The sequence below is a fragment of the Microcoleus sp. w2-18bC1 genome, from assembly GCF_036700365.1.
Lineage (GTDB): Bacteria > Cyanobacteriota > Cyanobacteriia > Cyanobacteriales > Microcoleaceae > Microcoleus.
In genome coordinates this window covers 23,871-44,315 of record NZ_JAUBOS010000027.1, presented here as the reverse complement: position 1 = coordinate 44,315, position 20,445 = coordinate 23,871, and the positions used below count along the sequence as shown (strand labels likewise).

Genomic DNA, 20,445 nt, shown 5'->3' with positions numbered 1-20,445 from the left:
CTAAATTATTGATATTTTAGGCTTCCATCTTCGTTATATTCAAGTTCATGATATTTTCCCCCTAACCCTAAGTCATGAATACATCGTTGGTAGTTTTTGGCTCCCATATCGAAAGGGTTAGTCCTGTTCAATCTGGCCCATTCCGCTATCCTTAGCTGGTTAGTTACCCCTGAAGCATCGGCTACGGTTTTGACAATCCAATCAAACATTTTTTTCCTCTAAGCTGTCTCTCACTCTACATCTCTATATTAGCTATATATTCGCCTATGGCAATTAAACATTTTTTTCCTCTAAGCTGTCTCTCACCCCTAACTCGGACGATCGCCCGTAACACCCCTGACCGATCGCGCTACAATTGTCAATCGGGATGAAAATGGCTGATTAGGAAAGTAGAGGAGTAGGTGTTATGGCTACAAGTCGTCGCATTGAGCGTGTAGCTTCAATGATTAAACGGGAAGTCAGCCTGATGTTGCTGAATGGAATCAAGGACGACCGGGTAGGTGCCGGTATGGTTAGCGTTACCGACGTAATTGTTTCTGGAGACCTTCAGCATACAAAAATTTTTGTCAGCATCTACGGTACTGATGAGGCGAAGGCTGAAACTATGGAAGGGTTGAAATCTGCTACTAGCTACGTCCGCAACCAGTTGGGCCAACGATTGCAACTGCGCCGGACGCCGGAGGTGATTTTTCTGGAAGACCGTTCTTTGGAACGGGGCGATAAAATGTTGATACTGCTGAATCAGCTTTCTGCCGATCGCAAACCGGGTATGTTTGATGACGAAGAATTGGCCGATGGCAATGAAAATGATGATGATTTAGAAGCAGACGAGGATTAGGTCTGAAGGTAGTCAACAACCCAAAGTCAACAGTCAACAGTCAACAGTCAACAGTCAACAAACAATTCCTAATTTCCCATGATTGACAATCTTTCCTTACCCGAACTGGTGGCCCAGATGTTCGTGGTGCGCGCTTCTGGCTGCTTGTTCGACCACCAAATTCGCTATCCCGAATGGGAACCAACTGCTAGCAAACTCCGCTATTATCTGGAAAAGTTGGGCGTCGCTGGGGTGATTTTGGTCGGGGGAAGTGCTGCGGAGTTGGCAGTTCGATCGCACCAATTGCAGTCTTGGGCTAAGTTTCCGCTACTGCTGGCTGCTGATATTGAAGAAGGTGTCGGCCAGCGGTTCGCGGGGGCGACTTGGTTCGGGCCGCCGATGGCAATTGCTGAAATTGCGCGGCACGATGCAGGTAAAGCCGATCGATATGCTGAACAAATGGGCGCTGTCACTGCGATCGAAGCTAGGGCGATCGGTCTAAATTGGATTCTCGCACCAGTGGTGGATGTTAACAACAATCCCGACAATCCTGTGATTAACGTCCGCGCTTTTGGAGAAACACCGGAAATTGTCGGGAAATTAGCCGCTGCTTTTATTCGAGGTGCAGGTGAACACCCGGTTTTGACTACAGCTAAGCATTTTCCCGGTCACGGCGACACGGCGGTTGATTCTCACTTGGAATTGCCGGTTTTGCCACATTCCCCAGCGAGATTGGCCCAGGTTGAATTGCCTCCTTTTGTCGAGGCGATGGCTGCTGGGGTCGATGCTGTGATGAGTGCTCACTTGCTGATTCCGGCTTGGGATGCGGAGTTTCCTGCTACTCTTTCTCGCAAGATTTTGATCGGGAAGCTGCGAGAAGAGTTGGGATTTGAAGGTTTAATTGTGACGGATGCTTTGGTGATGGGTGCGATCGCCAATAAGTACGGCGCTAATGAAGCTGCTGTTTTGGCTGCTGAGGCTGGTGCTGATGTTTTGCTGATGCCGCTTGACCCGGAAGCGGCGATTCTCGCGGTCTGCGAAGCTGTCACTCAAGGGCGGATTTCAATATCACAAATTAAGGAATCTGTCAAGCGCATTTGGAAAGCGAAAATAAAGGTGGGTATGTTGATTTCTGACCCCCCCCAACCCCCCCTTAGCAAGGGGGGGAGCAAGAATCTAGAATCCCTGGAGTCGATCGACTTAAGTTTGCTGGCAAACCCACAGGCAAGGGCAACTGCTGCCGATATTTTGCGAGATTCTTTGAAATTTGGTGGCAATCTACCTTTGCAGGTTGCAAAACCCCCAGAAAACCAGCTTTTGCGGAATTTGATTGTTGTAGATGATGTTTTGGGGTGCGAGTTTTTGGGCAACCACACTCCGGCGATCGCCCTTCCCGAACAGTTTGGTTACGAATTGCAACTGATTGACGATCGCACAGGGGCGATCGCTGATAATACAGGTGCAGAGCATTTTTATCCGACACTGCTGCAAATTTTCATTCGCGGCAATTGCTTCCGAGGCAGTGCTGGTTTGACCGAAGCAGCTCAAGATTGGTTTAAGAAATTATTAAAAACTGGAGAACTGCAAGCTGTGTTAATTTACGGCAGTCCCTACGTTTTAGAGCAATTTTTGCCACACTTGCCTCCGAGTATTCCTTATGTATTTTGTTATGGGCAAATGTCGGCCGCGCAATCTCTCGTTCTAGAAGTGCTATTCGGCATTGACGGGACTGGTAGTGCTTGAGTTGCCGGACTCCTAAATCTTCCCTTTGTTGTTTCCGTCAGGACTTAAATTCATCAACCCGGTTTCTCGCAAGAAATGTTGCCTTTGGTGGCAAAGCATCGAGAAACCGGGAATCCGATGCGGGCTCCTAAGTTCTGAATTGAACTTTCCAGCAGATCCGCTTCCTCGTCAGGAAAATGTGCTGTTTATCAATATCCTAAGACTGATCTCATCACTTACTGATGATTCGTATAATTTATTTTTATTTACGGCAGTGAATTGTATAGCTGGATACGGACAAAATTTAACTTCCATATTCGTAAGTTTGGACTATATTATTACCAGGGCCATAAAACTTTTTAGTAAAACATTGAGGGCGCATTATGATTCACTCCACTATTCCCCAAATCCAATACTCTTTAGATGTCATCCAAGATGAAGCGCGTCACCTCGTCCACGAGGGCGTACTGAGCCGCCAACAGCCTATATACACGCTTTGCCAATTCATTCCGCCCCGGGAATGGGCTTGTGTAGAGTGCGAATTAGAAAAATGCGACTTCTTGCTGCGCGATCGCATTGCCGACCTGATAGGTTCTGAAAAATGGGACAATGACTAAATTTTGGTTCTCTTAAATTAAGTTGGCAAGTAAACTCCGGCTGTGTTAAAGATTCTTGATTCTTTAGTACTGGGAATTTTCGGCGCGCAAATTTTCCAACTCGGCCCTCAGCGCTGCCATATGTGCAGTTAATTCTTGAATCTCTAGCTTTACGTTAGGCTGTACAACCGAATCGGGAGGAGCATCAGTCGCTGCATCTGATTGCTGGGGCGAGACAGATTCATTGTCTGCATTCTCCCGATCGCCCGGTTGAGAGAAAATAGTATCTACAAAATTCCGGGCTTCTCGCTCTGTCATTTCTCCTTTTTCGAGCAGCTCATCGGCTAGCTGGCCAAAATCTGACTTCAGTTTGTCAAGATTTTCTTCTCGCTTCAGAGGATCTTGCAATGTCTCAATTAAAAAGGAAGTTGCACCTAAAGTTAGGTGAAATCCTGTTTGCAGCATTTGAGGCAGGTTGTCGGGATTCATCTAAAAATGCCGCTAGAACGTTTTTCTGAGTTTTTAGTTCGCTAGTTGCTCCCAAGTCGGGGCGTAAAGCCGCTTCTTAGCGCGAAGATGCTGGCGTTGTGGGTCGCGATCGCCCCGATTCAGGAAATATCAGCTTTTGGGGGGACGTTTTACCATTGTGCCAATACTAATCGTATCATTACTGCGTAAATTAATAAATGTCAAGTGTAAACTTTTGTAACTACGAATCGAGACTTTCCAACAGGAAGGCTCAGTCTATTTTAGATTTTAGATTTTAGATTGAACAGGACTTAGGCACTGCGACTAAAAAAAACCTGGTGGCTGATTACCCGTGCGTAAATCCTGTTCAAGCCCATTAAGGATACAGCGCCTCACCGGTGGAGGGGTCAAATATAAATAGTCGATCAAAGTCAAGCTGTACCGTCAGCCGATCGCCCGATCGCAAGCGAACACTCGCAGGTATTTGTAACTGTACAGTAGTTTCAGCGCTCAGCAAAGGCAAACTCGCCCGAATTAAAGTTTCTCGCCCCAGAGGTTCCACTACTTTTACCTCTACATCAAGAGGGACTTTTTCTAAAGCCCAAACATCGGTTTTCAAATCATCATCATCATCTTCTACTGTTTGTGGCGTAAAGATTTCTATATTTTCTGGACGGATGCCCAAATCAAATCCTTGTCCTTCTCTCGCCTGCAATTTTTTCTGAATCGAGGGCGGACAGACTAAAGATTGATCTCCTATTTGAAAGGATTCGTTAGTATAAATAGCCGGCAAAATGTTCATGGTGGGATTGCCTAAAAAGGTGGCCACCATGCGGTTAGCTGGTTTGGCGTAAATGCTTTGCGGGTCTCCAATTTGTTGAATCTTTCCCCCATTTAAGACTACAATCTTATCAGCTAAAGTCATCGCTTCCACTTGGTCGTGGGTGACGTAAATTGTGGTAATTCCCAGCCGTTGATGCAGTTGTTTGAGCTCGGCTCTAGTGTCATCTCGCAGTTGAGCGTCGAGGTTAGAAAGCGGTTCATCTAAAAGAAACACTTTCGGTTCGCGGGCGATCGCCCTTCCCAGTGCTACCCGCTGCTGCTGTCCGCCTGATAGCTGTTTGGGCTTACGCTTGAGAAGGTGGTCGATCGAGAGCGATCGGGCTACTGTTTCGACTCGTTCTTGAATTTTAGTCGGGTCCACATTCCGCATCCGCAATCCAAATGCCAAGTTTTCTGCGACAGTCATGTGCGGGTAAAGCGCGTAATTTTGAAACACCATTGCTACATCCCGCTGTCTCGCCGGAATGTTGTTAACTAAATTATCTCCGATGTAAAGATTGCCGGAAGTGGCGGTTTCTAAACCTGCAATTGTCCGCATAATTGTCGATTTCCCGCAGCCGGAGGGCCCGACTAATACCCAAAATTCCCCGTCCGGGATTTTGAAGCTGATGTTTTCGATCGCGGTGACGTTTTGGTAGCGTCGGGTAATATTTTCTAAGCGAACATTTGCCATTTTTTAATTGTAATTGGTAATTGATAATTAGTGCTTTTTACCTTCAGCCTTCAGGGTTCAGAAAACTGTTCTAATTCTAAAATTGTGCGGTCTAATTCTTCAACTATAGGCGTTAACTCAGCTTGGCGGAATGCTTCTACTAAAGAACGATAATACCAGAGAGAACCGTCTTTGCCACCTTTGAAGCGTTCCCAAACAGTATCTCCTAATTGACGGGAATCTTTCAGGATAGATCGAGCATTATAAAGTTTATCAGCAGCCGAGACTAATCTGACCGAGGCAGAAGCTGTAGAAATGCGATCGATATAAGCTTGTTTTCGCTGTCGCCAAGGGGGTTTCGGCGTCTCGTCACTGTCGGTACACCCGTCTACAATCGCTGTGACAGTATCCCCAAAGCGGCGACGGATGGCTTCGCGGGTGGTGGCGCCGCCTTGATCTTCGATCGCATCGTGAAGCAAAGCTGCGATCGCCTCATCTTCATTTGCCCCATATTCTAAAGCTATACTAGCAGTGCCCAACAAATGGGCAATGTAGGGAACGCCGGAACCTTTGCGAACTTGGGTAGCGTGCAATTCGGCGGCATAGGTGAGGGCTTCAGAAAAACGGTTTGAGAGAATCATGAAAGTCACCTTTCTGAATTGCTATGATATATAAATTGTCGGGCTAAGTGGAAAAGACAAAATCTACCACGTTCAATCATGTCATCGAATGCGATCGAGAGCGATCGCTTGTAAACTTATAATCGTTAAACAGAGGTTGCGAGCATGACAGCTACTATAATTATACCAAAAAATGCCGACCAAAACTCAGAGCCAGAATTACCGCAAAAATCCGAAAATATAGCAGAAATTCCGCCAAAATCTGAGCCTAAAAAAGTCATATCTCTTGAAGATTTTTTAGTCAGACCTGCTGATAGAATGGAATGGGTTGACGGCAACTTAGTGGAGAAAACAGGAATGACATTCAAGCATGGTCTCGCTCAATCTAAATTAGCCCGTTACTGGGGAAATTACAAAGACTCCAGCGGACAGGGAGGAGAAGTTCTCACCGAAATACTTTGCCGCACTAACAAACAGGGTCGCCGTCCCGATGTTGCTTACATCACTCCTGAATTGTTGCCACAATCCGGCAATTTTACAGCATTTTCCCAAAGTTTTCCTTTGATAGCGGAAGTTGCTTCCCCCGAAGATAGCGGCGAAGAGTTATTCGCAAAAGCTCAAGAATATTTGGAATCGGGATGTTTAGAAGTTTGGTTGTTGTTTCCTGAAGCTAGATTAATATTTGTGAATGTAGGGCAACGCTGGCGGTTGTTTAATGCCGATGAAGTTGTTAATACTCAAAGTGTGCTTGCAGGTTTTAGCGTAGCTGTGAGTGAATTGTTGGCTTGAGGTATTTGTTAAACTAATTTATTAAAACCATAAAAAGAGAAACTCACGGTGAGAAATTTTAGCTTAAGACTGGGTTTAATGAGAATGTGGGAACGCTCAAATCGAGTTTAAGCTCGACCTACAGGTAACTTTGAAGTATTGATACAATTAATATCTGATTAGGGGACTGCGGCATAGACTGAAAAGGGCTGGACCTAAAGGGTAAGCAGATTCATCCCACGACTAAAAGCCCAGGGCTTTCTTTGGGATTTTCTGTAAACGGTAGTCTTCGATGGGAATTGGGTTGAGAGATTGTTGGTGGAGTGCGATCGCCTTTAAATTTGAGCCAGAACGATCGCCCGATTTACTAAAAAAAACCCTCGGCCAACAGATCGCCCGCTGATCACAACCTCCGGGCAACTCCACCAACCAACGGCACATCAACCAACTCAGCGATTGTTGCACTTGCGTCAGAAAGAGAAAACCACTGGCAACTTGCTAATGGGACTGCTGGTTGGAGGTACGACATTAATTGTTAGCGTCGGTGTCTAGCCAGGAATTTAAGCGCCTTGAAAGCTTTACCAAGGTGGATTGAATATCAAGCTAGCAATTCCTCAAAGTCTATTTTATAGAGAAGCTACTACCATGTCTCTGCCAAACTCATCCCTGAATCTATTTAAACTTAAGCGCAAACTTTCCCTGCGATCGCTCTTGATAGTCCCGTTTGTACTACAAATCTTCGTAGCAGTTGGACTAACGGGATATATTTCCCTGCGGAATGGACAGAAGGCAGTCAATGATGTTGCCAGTCAGTTACGACAAGAGATGAGCTATCGCCTCAACCTGCAAGTTCTAAACTATTTAGAAAAACCTTATATTGCCGGACAAGTGATCGTAGTTGCGGCCCAAGAGGGTCAGCTTGATTTAACAGATTTCACCAAACTGGAACGAACTTTGTGGCGGTTAGTCAGCCAAAATACCCTCGAAGACGTGCAAATTGGTTTAGAGGATGGCACGAGTATTGCCCTAGATACAACAATCAATGACGGCATCGTTTCTCGCCTCAGTGACAAAGCGCGTCTACCTCAACGCCGATTCTACAAACTTGATAATCAAGGTCAACGGGTCGCATTGCTCAAAACTCAGGCAGAGTTTGACCCTCGGACTCGACCTTGGTATCAAGTTGTACAGCAAGCTGGAAAACCAGCCTGGACATCTGTGCCCTACGTCAGCAGTTCGTATAAATCGGCTACGCTGGCTCTATCCCAGCCGATTTACAATCGCTATGGAACGTTACTAGGGGTGGAAAAAAGCACCTTTCGACTCGACAAGATTCATCGTTTTCTGAGCGAGTTGAAGGTGGGTCAAACGGGACAAACGTTTATCGTCGATCGAGCAGGCAATCAGATTGCCAGTTCAACGATCAAACAGCCTTACATTATCGATCTTAAAAAAGAGGAGTTGCAACAAATTCCTGCCGTCAAGTCTGAAAGTTCTGTAATTCGTGCCACAGCGCAAGCTATCCTCGATCGATTTGGCAACTTCAACGCTATTGCACAGAGTCAACAGCTTGATTTTATGCTGGCAAACCAACGGCAGTTCGTGCAGGTTTCCGCCATTCGAGACGAACGAGGTATCGATTGGTTCAGCGTTGTTGTGGTGCCTGAATCAGATTTCATGGCACAAATCAATGCCAATACTCGTACTACAATTTTGCTGTGTCTAGGGGCTTTGGTAGTGACGACTATACTGGGTCTTTTTACTTCGCGTTGGATTATCAAACCGATTTTGCAGCTACAAAAAGCCAGTCAGGCGATTAGTTCGGGACAGTTGGATCAAACACTTCAGGTGCAAGGTATTAGTGAATTAGAATCGCTGGCAGATTCCTTTAATCAGATGGCGGGTCAACTCAAAACCTCCTTTATCGAACTGGAAAGCCGTGTCGAGGAACGCACCGCAGAACTGAAAGAAGCAAAACTTGTAGCCGATGGCGCAAACCAAGCAAAAAGCGAATTTCTTGCCAACATGAGCCACGAACTCCGCACTCCCCTCAACGGTATTTTGGGCTATGCTCAAATCCTCAACCGCAGCAGCGCATTGCCAGCGAAAGAACGTCATGGGGTAGAAATCATTCACCAGTGTGGTTCTCATTTGCTGACGCTGATTAACGATGTGTTGGACTTGTCCAAAATTGAAGCCGGTAAATTAGAACTCGCACCTCAAGCGATTCACTTTCCCTCATTCATCCAAGGTGTCGCTGAAATCTGCCGCATTCGTGCCGACCAAAAAAACATTGACTTCGTTTACGATCCCGATCCACATTTGCCTGAAGGGATTTTTGCCGATGAAAAACGGCTACGTCAGGTGTTACTCAACTTGGTGGGAAATGCAATTAAATTCACCGACAAAGGTTCTGTCACGCTGAAGGTTGCTGTAGTTGAGAACCCTCTCAATCCATCCACTCGCTCTTTCAAATTTCAAGTTCAGGATACGGGTGTAGGAATTGCGCCCGATCATTTGGAGAAAATTTTCCAGGCTTTTGAACAAGTGGGCGATCGCCAGCGCCAAGCCGAGGGAACGGGTTTAGGACTCGCGATCAGCCAAAGGATTGTCCAACTCATGAACGGAAAAATCCAAGTTAATAGCCAACCCGGAGTCGGCAGTGAGTTCTTTTTTGAGGTGGAACTGGCGATCGCCACCGATTGGGTACAGCAAAACTCCTTCACAACAGGAAAACAAATTATTGGTTACGAAGGACAACAACGCAGCATACTTGTAGTAGACGATCGTTGGGAGAACCGAGCCGTTCTCGTCAACTTGTTAGAGCCACTAGGATTCCAAGTTAGTGAGGCCGAAAATGGACAAGCAGGATTGGAAAAAATACGACAGTCTCAACCGGACTTAGTGATTACAGACTTAGCAATGCCAGTCATGGACGGCTTTGAGCTGCTCAAACAAATTCGCAGTGTAAAGGATTTGCCCCACCCTAAGATCATTGTCTCTTCTGCATCAGTTGCACAAGCCTATCAACAGATGAGTTTAGATGCAGGGGGAAATGATTTCCTGGCAAAGCCAGTGGAAGTCAGTGAATTATTTAACCTCTTAGCCACTCATCTGGAATTAAAATGGAAATATGAAATGACAGGCTCCAACGAGTCTGAACCATCCACTCCAACCACTGCATTAGAGAACCCAGAAGGGATGATTATTCCTTCTGCGGTAGACTTAAAAAAGTTACTAGAATTGGCGCAACAAGGCAACTTAAAACGGCTACGATCGCACACAGAGCATATTGCTCAATCTCACCCTCGCTACGCTAATTTTGCCTCAGAAATTCTTCAGTTGGCCAAGCAATTTAAAGCCGAAGAGATTGAAGAGTTGCTACAACAACATCTCACAGAGAAGAAAGCCGATGTCTAGTCCTGAATTAATTCTGGTGGTGGATGATACCCCTGCAAACTTAGAAGTAGTTTGTGAAACTTTAAGTGATGCGGGGTACGAAGTAGCAACCGCAATCAATGGCGATCGCGCTCTTAAGCGAGTCCAAGCTTATCCTCCCGATCTGATCTTGCTCGACGTTCAAATGCCAGGAATTGACGGCTTTGAAACCTGTAAACGTCTGAAGGCAGATCCGAAAACAGCCAGTATTCCGATCATTTTTATGACCGCTCTCTCCGATGCCGACAGTAAGGTGAAAGGATTTGTCCTGGGTGCTGTGGACTACATCACCAAACCCTTTCAAGAACAGGAGGTGCTAGCACGGGTAAAAACTCATTTGCAGCTACGACAGTTAACTAAAAATCTCGAACAGCGTGTAGCTGAGCAAACGGCTGATTTAGAAGCAGCACTCACACAACTGCAACAGTCTCAGCTTCATTTAGTCCACACCGAAAAGATGTCTGCTTTGGGAAATTTAGTCGCGGGTGTCGCGCACGAAATTAATAACCCGCTTTGCTTTATTGCTGGCAATCTGAAACCCGCTCAGGACTATATTAAAGACCTCTTTCAACTAATTGATTTATACCAAAAAGAACTCCCTTATCCAAGTGCCTCACTACAGGAATTCGTGGAGGAAATAGATTTGGAATATTTACAAGAGGATTTACCCAAGTTAATCGATTCGATGCAAGAAGGAGTCGAGCGCATTCACACAATCAGCACCAGTTTAAGAAACTTCTCGCGTTCTGATTGCGATCGCCCCATTCATTACAACATCCACGACGGCATTGACAGCACAATCTTGATTCTCAAGCATCGCCTCAAAGCCAACGAATGTCGCCCGGAAATTGCAGTCATCACAGACTATGGCGATCTGCCACCGGTAGAATGCTTTGCCGGACAGTTAAATCAGGTATTTATGAATGTGCTGGCAAATGCGATCGATGCCCTAGAGGAATCAAATAAAGGACGCAGTTTTGCTCAGATCAAAGCCAACCCCAACCAGATTACTGTCAAAACCCAATTGTCGGAATCTCAGGCAGTGATCCGAATTCAGGATAATGGGATTGGCATTACGGATGCGGTGAAGCCAAAAATCTTTGAGCATCTGTTCACCACCAAAGGCGTGGGGCAAGGAACAGGGCTGGGATTGGCGATCGCTCGTCAAATCGTAGTTGAGAAACACTCTGGAACTCTAGAAGTTAACTCAACTTTAGGTCAAGGTACAGAGTTTGTGATTTCAATTCCGGTGAGGGCGATCGCTGTAAAAGACATTCAGGCAAAGATTTGCGTTGACGCAGCATAACAAATCGTTGCAGCGGTGCCATAAAAATGATTGATAGCGCCCCTTCAAACCATCCAAACTATTGATATAGTAGTACGCGGTGCAAAAAACGGTAAACCATGACAGCCACAAATCTCGTCAATAAATTTGAGTACAAACCCCTATACAAACCCAATCAGTTAATTTGCGGAACGGGGCAAACAGCCATTGTCAGCGGCTGGACAGTAAAAAGTGCGATCGGCAAACATTTACAACCTCAAGAATATGCTGCGATCGGACAACTATACTCTCCTACTCGTGGCATCAACTTCTTAATTAGAAACTTGCTGTGCAATCCCCACGTCCGCTTTTTAGTAATTCTCAACGCTACCAAAGAAGACCGCAATTCGGGTGCGGCAGCCTGCTTACTCGACTTTTTTCGCAACGGCTTTGAAGCGGGAAAAAGCGATACTGGTAGAGATTGCTGGCTAATTAAATCTTCAATATTTGGCTACATTGATATTGAAATAGCAGCAGAAGCCTTAGAACTATTGCGTCATAAAATAGAATGGATAGAAGCAAAAACCATAGCAGAAACTGTGACTTTTGTCAAGTCTTTTGCCCAAAAAGAATCTGTTGAACCTTGGGGAGAAACCGTAACTTTTCCGTTAGTCGAAATCGTCCCGACTGTACTCCCCGGTCAGAAATACGGACATAGAATCGAAGGCAAAACTATCGCCGAAACTTGGGTAAAAATTATCCACCGAATTAAGACCACCGGCACCCTGCGGCCGACTGGTTATGACGGACAGTGGCAAGAATTAATCGACTTAATGGCAGTCATTACAGATGAACCTGCGGAGTTCTATTTTCCTGAACCCAATTACTTACCAATAGACCGCGATTTCCTCGAACAGTACAAACCGCAAATGCTCGAAGATGCCCCATATAACGAAGGCATTAAATATACCTACGCCCAGCGGATGCGGTCGTGGTTTGGACGCGATCAAATTGAAGAAGTTATTACCAAACTAATTAAAGAAATTGACGCAGCCAGTGCTGTAATTAGTTTGTGGGATGCGGGCGGAAATATTAACAGAAGACGTGACGGTTCCTCCGACCACCAGCACAGCGGCAGTCCTTGTTTAAATCACATTTGGGTGCGAGTTGTAGACAGTGAAATATCGCTAACGGCAACTCTCCGTAGTAATGATATGTTTGCGGCTTGGCCGGCCAATGCAATGGGTTTGCGGGCTTTGCAGCAGCATATTCGAGATGAAATTGCGAGGCGTTCCGATTATAATTTGACAATGGGCCCGTTGGTAACGTTGAGTCAATCTGCTCACTTGTATGACGATACCTTTGAAAATGCCGATCGACTAATTCAAACCCAATATGCTAAAATCTGCGAAGATCGAGACTTTTTCGATGCAGCGGGCAATTTTTTAGTTGAAGTAGCCGACAATCAAATAGTTGTCACGCAAACCACCCCCGGCAGCGGCGAAGTTGTCACCTGTTATTCTGGAAAAAACCCTCTCAAGTTAGTGCGAGAAATTTGTGCGGCTTCCCCTGCCATCCAACCCGATCATATTGGTTATTTGGGAATAGAATTGCAAAAGGCGGCCGAGTGTCTGAAAACCAGCAACCAATACATTCAGGATAGAAAATGAATCTAGAAGAAGAAAGACCGACTTGGGACGAATACTTCTTAATGTTAGCAAAATTGGCTGCTACTCGATCGACTTGTCTGGCTTTTCCTGTAGGCGCGGTGATAACTAAAAACAGGCAAGTTTTAGCAACCGGTTACAACGGTTCGCCGTCAGGTTCGGCACACTGTACAACTCAAGGCTTCTGCTATCCTGGTTTGAGTAGTTGCGACGCCAGCAAAACTTTGCCCTCAAGGGCGGTTCACGCGGAAGCAAATGCGATCGCTAAAGCTGCTAAACACGGTATATCTACTGCTGGGGCTAGTATTTACGTCACTTTAGAACCCTGCATCTATTGTTTGAAATTAGTCATTGCCGCTGGAATTAGAGAAGTGTTTTACGAAACGAGTTTTAACAGCGGAGAAAAAGCTGCTTTGAGAGATACTTTTATCAGTGAAGGTATTGTTGAGTTAAAACAAATTCAGTTATCTGAAGAGACAGCAAAAAAAGCCGCTTTGTTTTTGTTGCATCCTACATCGGTGGCCAAAAATTTAGTATAGGCTCAATCCTCCCCGTGGTTGTCGCAGCCACAGGAAATAACTGTGCGGTGTCCCTATAAATGATATTTATGTGCTGGCAATTTGTAGGGATACGGCACTGCTGTGTCCTAAATACCGCGTGATACAAAGGATATTTATTGCACGTCTTGCAAAGACACAGCACTGCCATACCCTTACAACAAATAGAGATGACAATTAACCAAAAAACGTCCTGACTAATTGTGAATACCGTGTAGTTCAATCAATCAAACTCATTCACCGCTTGCAAATAGTCGATCGCCGCATCTATCCTCGAAGAATACTTAAAAGCAAACTGATCGAACCAATATCCCTCATCGGAATTCTTATCCAACTTTTTCAGCCAAACCTGAGCTTGCCTAACTTTCTGTCTGTGCGTTTGTACGTCCAACTGCAGCCCCGCGACTTTTTCTGCGGGCCGCGGTTCCAGTGAAGCTACTTCCTGAGCTTGATTTTGTGCTTCGTGCTCAGGCTTAAGCGGTTGCTGTGAAGCGACTGCCTGAGCTTGATTTTGCGCTTCGTACTCAGCCTTAATTTGAGCTAAATCCTTATCCAAAGGACTAGCATACAAATTTATATCTGATGTTTTAAATGTTTGATTTGACGGCACTGCTGCTTGTGGTACAGGCGCTTGTGCTTGCACTGGTGTCTGACTTTTTAACTCAGCATTTTTTTGAGATGCTTGATACTCTGCCTTAAGTTCACCTAACAGGCGATCGATAGATTCCATAACTTAAACCCCCTAAAAAATGCTGCTGGGCCAACTAGCCCAAATATAATCGCGTGAACTTCGCCCGCCTCCTCAATCAGTTATTGCATTCAGCAATACCTCTGTCAGGGTCATTCCTTCAATATCATCCATCGTGACAGTATCAACGATATCGAATTTAGCCCCAGCGCTTTGCAGTTCGTCATCCAATATCTTGAGAAACTTAGTAGCTTCCGGCGCATTTCCTACTTGAATGAAAGAAATCGCCAACTCTTCATCTCGATCGAGCTTTCGAGACGCCTCTATAATCGTTTTCATCACTTCTTTGCGATCGTCCGGTTCCCCGTCCGTCACCACTAATAATGTTTCCCCATTTTGCTTGGTCTTACCGGATGCTTTGCGCTGAAAATAACTGTTCAGGGCGTCTTGCAGAACAGCAGCTAAATTCGTAGTCCCCGAAGGTTCGTTTTCTTGGAAAATTTGCACGACTTTAGCTGATGTTACGTTGTCGTAGCGCTTGAAGCGACCGGAAAACACATAAACTGTTATGCCATCAGGATCGAGTTCTTCGCATTTATTCGCCAATGCGATGGTCGATTCTTGCATGAGCGCCCACCGACTTTTACCGCCCATCTGGTCTTTTGTGTACATACTGCCGCTTTTGTCAATAATGATGGTATAATCGCGGTTCTGAAGCATAAGATTTTTCCTGTTAATTAAGTTCCAAAAATATCAAAACCAGCGAGCAGAAGCTGTTGAGCTTTAGTTGCTCGCTGCGTTTTTTAGTTGATTTGCGATCGCAAATACCGGAATTTAAGCTGCAACTAAAGCATCTTTGAGTGGCTTCCAGCTAAAAGCTCGATCGCCCCCCATCTCAACTGCTATTTTAACTCGCGGTTCTAACGTCGGCAAAACAGTCAAATACTCAATCTCCTGACTCGACAAAATCTGCCCTTCAATAATCCACAGCACCAGTCCTTTTGCTTTAGGTGGCAAATTGTCTAATTGAGTTTTCAACATCGGCGGCACGTAGTACGTATAACCCACAGCCGATTCATTGCCAGTAGTTTTTTTGCCCAAATGCGGTGGCCGCACCCCGTGAACCCCGGTCAAATACATCGCCAAATCACCCAAACCCCGCGCCGAAATCGTGTACGCACCGTAGCCCGCAGCCCTCAGCCGCCGCAGGTAGCGCCCCTCAAATCCTCCCTCTAAAGGAACGTACAGGGCCAGCGACCCCGACTTTTCCAAATCCCGAATTAGATCCGATCCCGTCGTAATCAGTCCCATAAATTTGTGTTTCCTGCTGTATCAAAATTTGGTCGATCGCTGCTTGCGAGCTGGAAATATTATAAATCCTAAAGTTGAGCCGAAAAATTCTCATCGTGGCCTTGACAAACGGCAAACACTTCATGTACTATTGTGAATTGTCGCCGTAAAGGATACTGAGTGGTTTGCTGCTCAAGTCCTGGTGCAAACAAGCAAGACCGAGACAAAACTCGGAGATAAAGTCGGTAAAAAGCCGCGAATCTCAACCCTTGCAAGACTTCCACAAGCTCGCTCCCAAATTTAAAACTCAAATTTTAAACACCGAGGAAAGCTGTTGGTTGATAACAGTTAATTGCAGGAACACTGAAATAAATGTTTCTGCACAAGAGCAAGCGGATTGACGTAAATTTCGCAATCCGAAACCTCTTGCGTAAATAAAAGGAAGAAAATCCGTGTCTGTAGGCATTCTTGGCACTAAACTAGGCATGACTCAAGTGTTTGACGACCAAGGGAGAGCCATCCCCGTCACCGTCATACAAGCAGGGCCTTGTACAGTAACTCAAATCAAAACAAAACAAACTGACGGCTACGGTGCCGTTCAAGTTGGATACAACGAAGTTAAACCAAAGGCTCTCAACAAGCCAGAACTAGGACACCTTGCCAAGTCGGGGGCGAATCCATTGCGCCACTTGCAGGAATACCGATTGGAAGACACCAGTTCCTTTGAATTAGGTCAACAACTAAAAGCAGATACCTTTACACCGGGACAAATAGTAGATGTCATCGGTACCAGCATCGGTAAAGGTTTTGCAGGTTTTCAAAAGCGCCACAACTTTAAACGAGGCCCCATGTCTCACGGTTCCAAGAACCACCGCGAGCCTGGATCGATCGGGCCTGGAACTACTCCGGGTCGCGTTTATCCTGGGAAAAGAATGGCAGGACGTATGGGCAACGTTCAAGTCACCGTCCGCAAACTAACAATTGTCCGGGTGGATACCGAGCAGAATTTGCTGCTAATTAAGGGAGCAGTTCCCGGCAAAGCTGGCGCCTTAGTCAATGTTGTGCCTGAGAAAAAAGTAGGACGTTAGTCAGTAGTCATTAGTCAGTAGTCAGCAGTCAGTAGATAGTGGTTGGCCGTTAGTAGCAAGCAATAACTAAGAACTAAAAGCTGAAAACTAAGAGCTGAAAACTAAGACCTGAGAACAGACAACAGACGACAGACAACAGACAACAGACAACTAACAACAGACAACTAACAACAGACAAAGGACAAAAGATATGGTTAATTGTGTAGTGCGAAATTGGCAAGGCGAAGAAGTTGGAGAAACAACTTTAGAACTGCGCGTAGCCAAAGAAGAAAATGCGTCTCACATCGTTCACAGAGCATTGACGCGGCAACTGAATAACGCTCGTCAAGGAAATGCTTGCACCAAAACTCGATCGGAAGTCAGAGGCGGTGGCCGCAAACCCTGGCGTCAAAAAGGCACGGGTCGAGCCAGAGCAGGTTCAATCCGTTCTCCGCTGTGGCGGGGCGGCGGTGTCATCTTCGGACCAAAACCGAGAGACTTTGAAGTCAAAATGAACAAAAAGGAACGCCGTCTCGCTTTGCGGACAGCATTCCAAAGTCGCACCGAAGACATCATTGTGGTTGAAGAATTTGCAGAGCAATTTCCGAGACCGAAAAGCAAAGAATTGCTCAGTGCGATCTCCCGCTGGGGTATCGAACCCGATACAAAAGTTCTGTTAATCTTGCCAGAACCGCAACCAAACGTCTACTTATCAGGACGCAACATCGAATTAGTAAACGTCATCTTGGCAACCTCCCTGAATGTTTACGACGTTCTCGCGGCTGACAAAATTATCGTTACATCTACAGCCATAGCTAAAATTCAGGAGATTTACGGTGAGTAAAATCGACCCCCGCGACTACGCAGATTTGATCCAGCGTCCGATTCTCACCGAGAAAGCTACCCGAATGATGGAATTAAATCAATTCACATTCGACGTAGCCCCCAAAGCGACCAAGCCTCAAATCAAAGCTGCAATCGAAGAACTATTTAAGGTCAAAGTCATCGGCGTCAACACCCAAAACCCGCCGCGCAAAAAGCGTCGAGTTGGCAAATTCGTCGGCTTTAAACCTTGTTACAAGCGAGCAACCGTAACTCTGACCGACGGAGACTCGATCCGCAAACTCCTATTCCCAGAAGTCTAGACGATTTTGGATTTTAGATTTTAGATTTTAGATTTTAAATTGCGGTTAACTGGTGGAAATTCTCGAACCAGAAAACTCGTAAGTTAACCAAAGATCGCCAATCTTCAACCTAAAATCTAAAATCGATAAACGTCAAATCCAAAATCCAAAATCCAAAATCTAAAATAGATCGATTATGGGCATCCGTTCTTACCGACCTTATACCTCCAGCACCCGAGAACAAACCGTCTCGGACTTCGCTGAAATTACCAGATCAGAGCCAGAAAAGTCTCTAACCAGCAATAAGCACACCAAACAAGGCCGCAACAACCGAGGCGTCATCACCTGTCGCCACCGGGGAGGCGGTCACAAACGGCTGTATAGAGACATCGACTTCCGCCGCGACAAACACAGCATTCCCGCTACCGTCAAGGCGATCGAGTATGACCCCAATCGCAACGCCCGCATCGCCCTCGTGTTCTACAAAGACGGCGAAAAACGGTACATCTTGCACCCGCTCAACTTAAACGTCGGTACAGTAATTGTCTCAGGCCCAGACGCGCCGATCGAGATCGGCAACGCCCTCCCCCTGAAGAACATTCCCCTTGGTACCAGCATCCACAACGTCGAGCTAGTACCCGGAAAAGGCGGACAAATCGTTCGCTCCGCCGGCTCCAGCGCTCAGCTAATGGCAAAAGAAGGTAGCTACGTCACCCTCAAACTGCCATCCGGCGAACAGCGCAAAGTCCGCGCCGACTGCTACGCCACCATCGGTCAAGTCGGCAACACCGACGCCAGAAACATCAGCCTCGGCAAAGCAGGCCGCACCCGCTGGAAAGGTCGCAGACCCACCGTTCGCGGTAGCGTCATGAACCCGGTAGACCACCCGCACGGCGGTGGCGAAGGCAGAGCTCCCATCGGACGTCCGGGGCCTGTCACTCCTTGGGGTAAACCAGCATTGGGTGCAAAAACTCGACGCAAAAACAAGCGCAGCGACGCTTTAATAGTCCGGCGCCGCCGCAAAGCTTCCAAACGCGGCAAGGGCGGCAGACAAAGCTAGTCATCAGTCAGCAGTCTTCAGTGCTTAGTTATTAACTGCTAACTAATGACTGAGGACTGATGACCAATGACTGCTGAAAGCTGACTAATGACTCCTGAATTACTAAAAAAATCATGTCTCGATCGCTAAAAAAAGGCCCCTTTGTCGCAGATCATCTGATGACAAAAATCGAAAAACTCAACGCCGCCGGCCAAAAACAAGTAATTAAAACTTGGTCGCGCTCTTCCACAATCCTGCCCCAAATGGTAGGTCACACGATCGCCGTTCACAACGGCAGACAGCACGTACCCGTCTACCTCACCGACCAAATGGTAGGTCACAAACTCGGAGAATTTTCCCCCACTCGCACCTTTAGAGGTCACGCGAAAAGTGGTGATAAAAAGGCAAAAAGATAGCCGAATTAGGTGACAGGTAATAGGTAATCGGACAAACTTTTTCCCAATTACCAATTACCTTTTTCCCAATTACCAATTACCAATTACCCAAATCGAAATGGTTATAGATACCACATCCGAAATTAAGGCGATCGCCCGTTACATCCGGACATCCCCCTTCAAAGTGCGCCGAGTCCTCGACCAAATTCGCGGCAAAAGCTACCAAGAAGCGCTGATTTTACTCGAATTCATGCCCTACCGCGCCTGCGAACCAATCGTCAAAGTTTTGCGATCGGCAGTAGCAAACGCCGAACACAACGCAGGATTGGATAAATCCAAGCTAGTAGTGTCTCAAGCTTACGCAGACCAAGGCCCAGTCCTCAAACGCTTTAGACCCCGCGCTCAAGGTCGCGCCTACCAAATCCGCAAGCCAACCTGTCACATTACCGTAGTAGTAGCTCCGCTCGTAGAAAACTAAACCAGGGAAAAACGTAAGAGGTAATAAACAGCTTAAAGTTGAAAAAAATGGGTAATCACCAATTACCAATTACCAATTACCAATTACCAATTACCAATTAACTCATCAACTATTATGGGCCAAAAAATACATCCAATTGGTTTTCGCCTCGGCATTACCCAAGAGCACCGCTCTCGCTGGTTTGCCGATCCCAAAAACTATCCAGAACTCTTGCAAGAAGACTATAAAATTCGCAAGTACGTTCGTAAAACCCTCAGCAATGCCGGTATTTCATCGGTCAAAATTGAGCGGAAAGCCGATCAAATCGACCTAGAAGTGTTCACAGCCAGACCAGGCGTTGTCGTAGGCCGCGGCGGAGCAGGCATCGAAACCTTGCGCGTCGGTTTGCAGCAGCAACTCGGTAGCAACCGCCAAATCCGCATCAACGTCGTCGAAGTTCAGCGAGTAGATGCCGATGCCACATTGATCGCAGAATACATCGCTCAGCAACTAGAACGGCGCGTATCCTTCCGCCGAGTAGTCCGCCAAGCAATCACCCGCGCCCAAAAAGTCGGCATCCAAGGCATCAAAATTCAAGTCAGCGGACGCCTCAACGGTGCAGAAATTGCCCGTACCGAATGGACGCGCGAAGGAAGAGTCCCCTTGCACACGCTGCGGGCCGACATCGACTACTCTTACTGCACTGCTCAAACCATCTACGGTATTCTGGGCATTAAAGTTTGGGTTTTCAAAGGTGAAATTATTCCCGGACAGGAACAAGAGGCAGCACCAAATGCCGCAGTGCCCCGTACCAAACAAAAGCGCCGCCGCCAGAACTTTGAAGATCGATCGAACGAAGGCTAGCTAATTGTTAACTGTTAGTTGTCACTTGTTAATTGTCAGTTGTTCCAAACCAATTAGCAATTAGCAATCACCAATTACCAATTACCAATTACCAATTACCCAACTCCCT

Annotated in this window: 22 protein-coding genes; 15 read left to right on the top strand and 7 right to left on the bottom strand. The window is 46.3% G+C overall.

The window, feature by feature from the left end:
* Positions 1 to 406: 406 nt before the first annotated feature.
* The 3 genes from rbfA to QT979_RS15955 all read left to right on the top strand — a co-directional run bounded on the left by rbfA (position 407) and on the right by QT979_RS15955 (position 3,156).
* Entirely contained in the window at positions 407 to 838 is a 432-nt protein-coding gene (gene rbfA / locus QT979_RS15965; RefSeq protein ID WP_333212654.1) for a 30S ribosome-binding factor RbfA, read from the top strand.
* A 78-nt stretch (positions 839 to 916) separates the two neighbouring features.
* Complete coding sequence (locus QT979_RS15960; protein ID WP_333310961.1) at positions 917 to 2,560, top strand: glycoside hydrolase family 3 N-terminal domain-containing protein; 1,644 nt, start codon at positions 917 to 919, stop codon at positions 2,558 to 2,560.
* A 362-nt stretch (positions 2,561 to 2,922) separates the two neighbouring features.
* The gene (locus QT979_RS15955) at positions 2,923 to 3,156 is read left to right on the top strand and encodes a DUF4327 family protein (protein WP_333057778.1); all 234 of its coding nucleotides are present in this window, start codon (positions 2,923 to 2,925) and stop codon (positions 3,154 to 3,156) included.
* 63 nt (positions 3,157 to 3,219) lie between these two features.
* On the opposite strand, the gene QT979_RS15950 is transcribed toward QT979_RS15955, so the two are convergent.
* The 3 genes from QT979_RS15950 to QT979_RS15940 form a co-directional block, all read right to left on the bottom strand.
* Positions 3,220 to 3,624, bottom strand: a complete 405-nt coding sequence (locus tag QT979_RS15950) for a hypothetical protein (protein ID WP_333310959.1) — start codon at positions 3,622 to 3,624, stop codon at positions 3,220 to 3,222.
* Between the two features lie 355 nt (positions 3,625 to 3,979).
* Entirely contained in the window at positions 3,980 to 5,119 is a 1,140-nt protein-coding gene (locus tag QT979_RS15945) for an ABC transporter ATP-binding protein (protein WP_333310957.1), read from the bottom strand.
* A 50-nt stretch (positions 5,120 to 5,169) separates the two neighbouring features.
* Positions 5,170 to 5,739 carry an HD domain-containing protein gene (locus QT979_RS15940; RefSeq protein WP_333310995.1) on the bottom strand — a complete coding sequence of 190 codons (570 nt, stop codon included), beginning with the start codon at positions 5,737 to 5,739 and terminating at the stop codon, positions 5,170 to 5,172.
* 144 nt (positions 5,740 to 5,883) lie between these two features.
* On the opposite strand from QT979_RS15940, the gene QT979_RS15935 reads away from it, so the two are divergent.
* Entirely contained in the window at positions 5,884 to 6,507 is a 624-nt protein-coding gene (locus QT979_RS15935) for a Uma2 family endonuclease (RefSeq protein WP_333212645.1), read from the top strand.
* A gap of 222 nt (positions 6,508 to 6,729) precedes the next feature.
* Here the strand turns inward: QT979_RS15935 and QT979_RS15930 are convergent, their stop codons facing one another.
* Positions 6,730 to 6,951 (bottom strand): hypothetical protein, encoded by a 222-nt coding sequence (locus QT979_RS15930; protein ID WP_333212643.1) that lies wholly within the window; start codon positions 6,949 to 6,951, stop codon positions 6,730 to 6,732.
* 126 nt (positions 6,952 to 7,077) lie between these two features.
* On the opposite strand from QT979_RS15930, the gene QT979_RS15925 reads away from it, so the two are divergent.
* The 4 genes from QT979_RS15925 to QT979_RS15910 all read left to right on the top strand — a co-directional run bounded on the left by QT979_RS15925 (position 7,078) and on the right by QT979_RS15910 (position 13,394).
* The gene (locus QT979_RS15925) at positions 7,078 to 9,906 is read left to right on the top strand and encodes an ATP-binding protein (protein ID WP_333310955.1); all 2,829 of its coding nucleotides are present in this window, start codon (positions 7,078 to 7,080) and stop codon (positions 9,904 to 9,906) included.
* Positions 9,899 to 11,230, top strand: coding sequence for a response regulator (locus QT979_RS15920; RefSeq protein ID WP_333310953.1), 1,332 nt, complete (start codon positions 9,899 to 9,901; stop codon positions 11,228 to 11,230). Before QT979_RS15925 ends, QT979_RS15920 begins: the two co-directional genes overlap by 8 nt.
* A 98-nt stretch (positions 11,231 to 11,328) precedes the next feature.
* Positions 11,329 to 12,858 (top strand): thymidylate synthase, encoded by a 1,530-nt coding sequence (locus QT979_RS15915; RefSeq protein ID WP_333310951.1) that lies wholly within the window; start codon positions 11,329 to 11,331, stop codon positions 12,856 to 12,858.
* Complete coding sequence (locus tag QT979_RS15910; RefSeq protein ID WP_333212636.1) at positions 12,855 to 13,394, top strand: dCMP deaminase family protein; 540 nt, start codon at positions 12,855 to 12,857, stop codon at positions 13,392 to 13,394. Before QT979_RS15915 ends, QT979_RS15910 begins: the two co-directional genes overlap by 4 nt.
* 241 nt (positions 13,395 to 13,635) lie before the next feature.
* Here QT979_RS15910 and QT979_RS15905 read toward each other — a convergent pair whose 3' ends face one another.
* The 3 genes from QT979_RS15905 to QT979_RS15895 all read right to left on the bottom strand — a co-directional run bounded on the left by QT979_RS15905 (position 13,636) and on the right by QT979_RS15895 (position 15,411).
* A complete protein-coding gene (locus QT979_RS15905; RefSeq protein ID WP_333212634.1) occupies positions 13,636 to 14,142 on the bottom strand; it encodes a salt stress protein, Slr1339 family in 507 nt (168 codons plus the stop codon).
* Positions 14,143 to 14,214: 72 nt separating this feature from the next.
* Positions 14,215 to 14,820 carry a VWA domain-containing protein gene (locus QT979_RS15900; protein WP_333101807.1) on the bottom strand — a complete coding sequence of 202 codons (606 nt, stop codon included), beginning with the start codon at positions 14,818 to 14,820 and terminating at the stop codon, positions 14,215 to 14,217.
* A 114-nt stretch (positions 14,821 to 14,934) separates the two neighbouring features.
* A complete protein-coding gene (locus QT979_RS15895; protein WP_333160374.1) occupies positions 14,935 to 15,411 on the bottom strand; it encodes an NAD(P)H-quinone oxidoreductase subunit N in 477 nt (158 codons plus the stop codon).
* A gap of 431 nt (positions 15,412 to 15,842) precedes the next feature.
* On the opposite strand from QT979_RS15895, the gene rplC reads away from it, so the two are divergent.
* The 7 genes from rplC (at position 15,843) to rpsC (ending at position 20,336) form a co-directional block, all read left to right on the top strand.
* Positions 15,843 to 16,478 carry a 50S ribosomal protein L3 gene (gene rplC / locus QT979_RS15890; RefSeq protein ID WP_190657996.1) on the top strand — a complete coding sequence of 212 codons (636 nt, stop codon included), beginning with the start codon at positions 15,843 to 15,845 and terminating at the stop codon, positions 16,476 to 16,478.
* Positions 16,479 to 16,668: 190 nt separating this feature from the next.
* Positions 16,669 to 17,301 carry a 50S ribosomal protein L4 gene (gene rplD / locus QT979_RS15885; RefSeq protein ID WP_006635000.1) on the top strand — a complete coding sequence of 211 codons (633 nt, stop codon included), beginning with the start codon at positions 16,669 to 16,671 and terminating at the stop codon, positions 17,299 to 17,301.
* On the top strand, positions 17,294 to 17,602 hold the full coding sequence (locus tag QT979_RS15880) for a 50S ribosomal protein L23 (protein WP_006634999.1): 309 nt from the start codon (positions 17,294 to 17,296) through the stop codon (positions 17,600 to 17,602). The genes rplD and QT979_RS15880 overlap by 8 nt, the downstream gene beginning before the upstream one ends.
* Positions 17,603 to 17,777: 175 nt before the next feature.
* A complete protein-coding gene (rplB, locus tag QT979_RS15875) occupies positions 17,778 to 18,641 on the top strand; it encodes a 50S ribosomal protein L2 (RefSeq protein ID WP_333045754.1) in 864 nt (287 codons plus the stop codon).
* A 113-nt stretch (positions 18,642 to 18,754) separates the two neighbouring features.
* Complete coding sequence (rpsS, locus tag QT979_RS15870) at positions 18,755 to 19,036, top strand: 30S ribosomal protein S19 (protein WP_041623488.1); 282 nt, start codon at positions 18,755 to 18,757, stop codon at positions 19,034 to 19,036.
* Between the two features lie 97 nt (positions 19,037 to 19,133).
* Positions 19,134 to 19,493, top strand: a complete 360-nt coding sequence (gene rplV / locus QT979_RS15865) for a 50S ribosomal protein L22 (protein WP_006634996.1) — start codon at positions 19,134 to 19,136, stop codon at positions 19,491 to 19,493.
* A 114-nt stretch (positions 19,494 to 19,607) separates the two neighbouring features.
* Positions 19,608 to 20,336 carry a 30S ribosomal protein S3 gene (rpsC, locus tag QT979_RS15860; protein WP_006634995.1) on the top strand — a complete coding sequence of 243 codons (729 nt, stop codon included), beginning with the start codon at positions 19,608 to 19,610 and terminating at the stop codon, positions 20,334 to 20,336.
* The last annotated feature ends 109 nt before the right edge of the window (positions 20,337 to 20,445 follow it).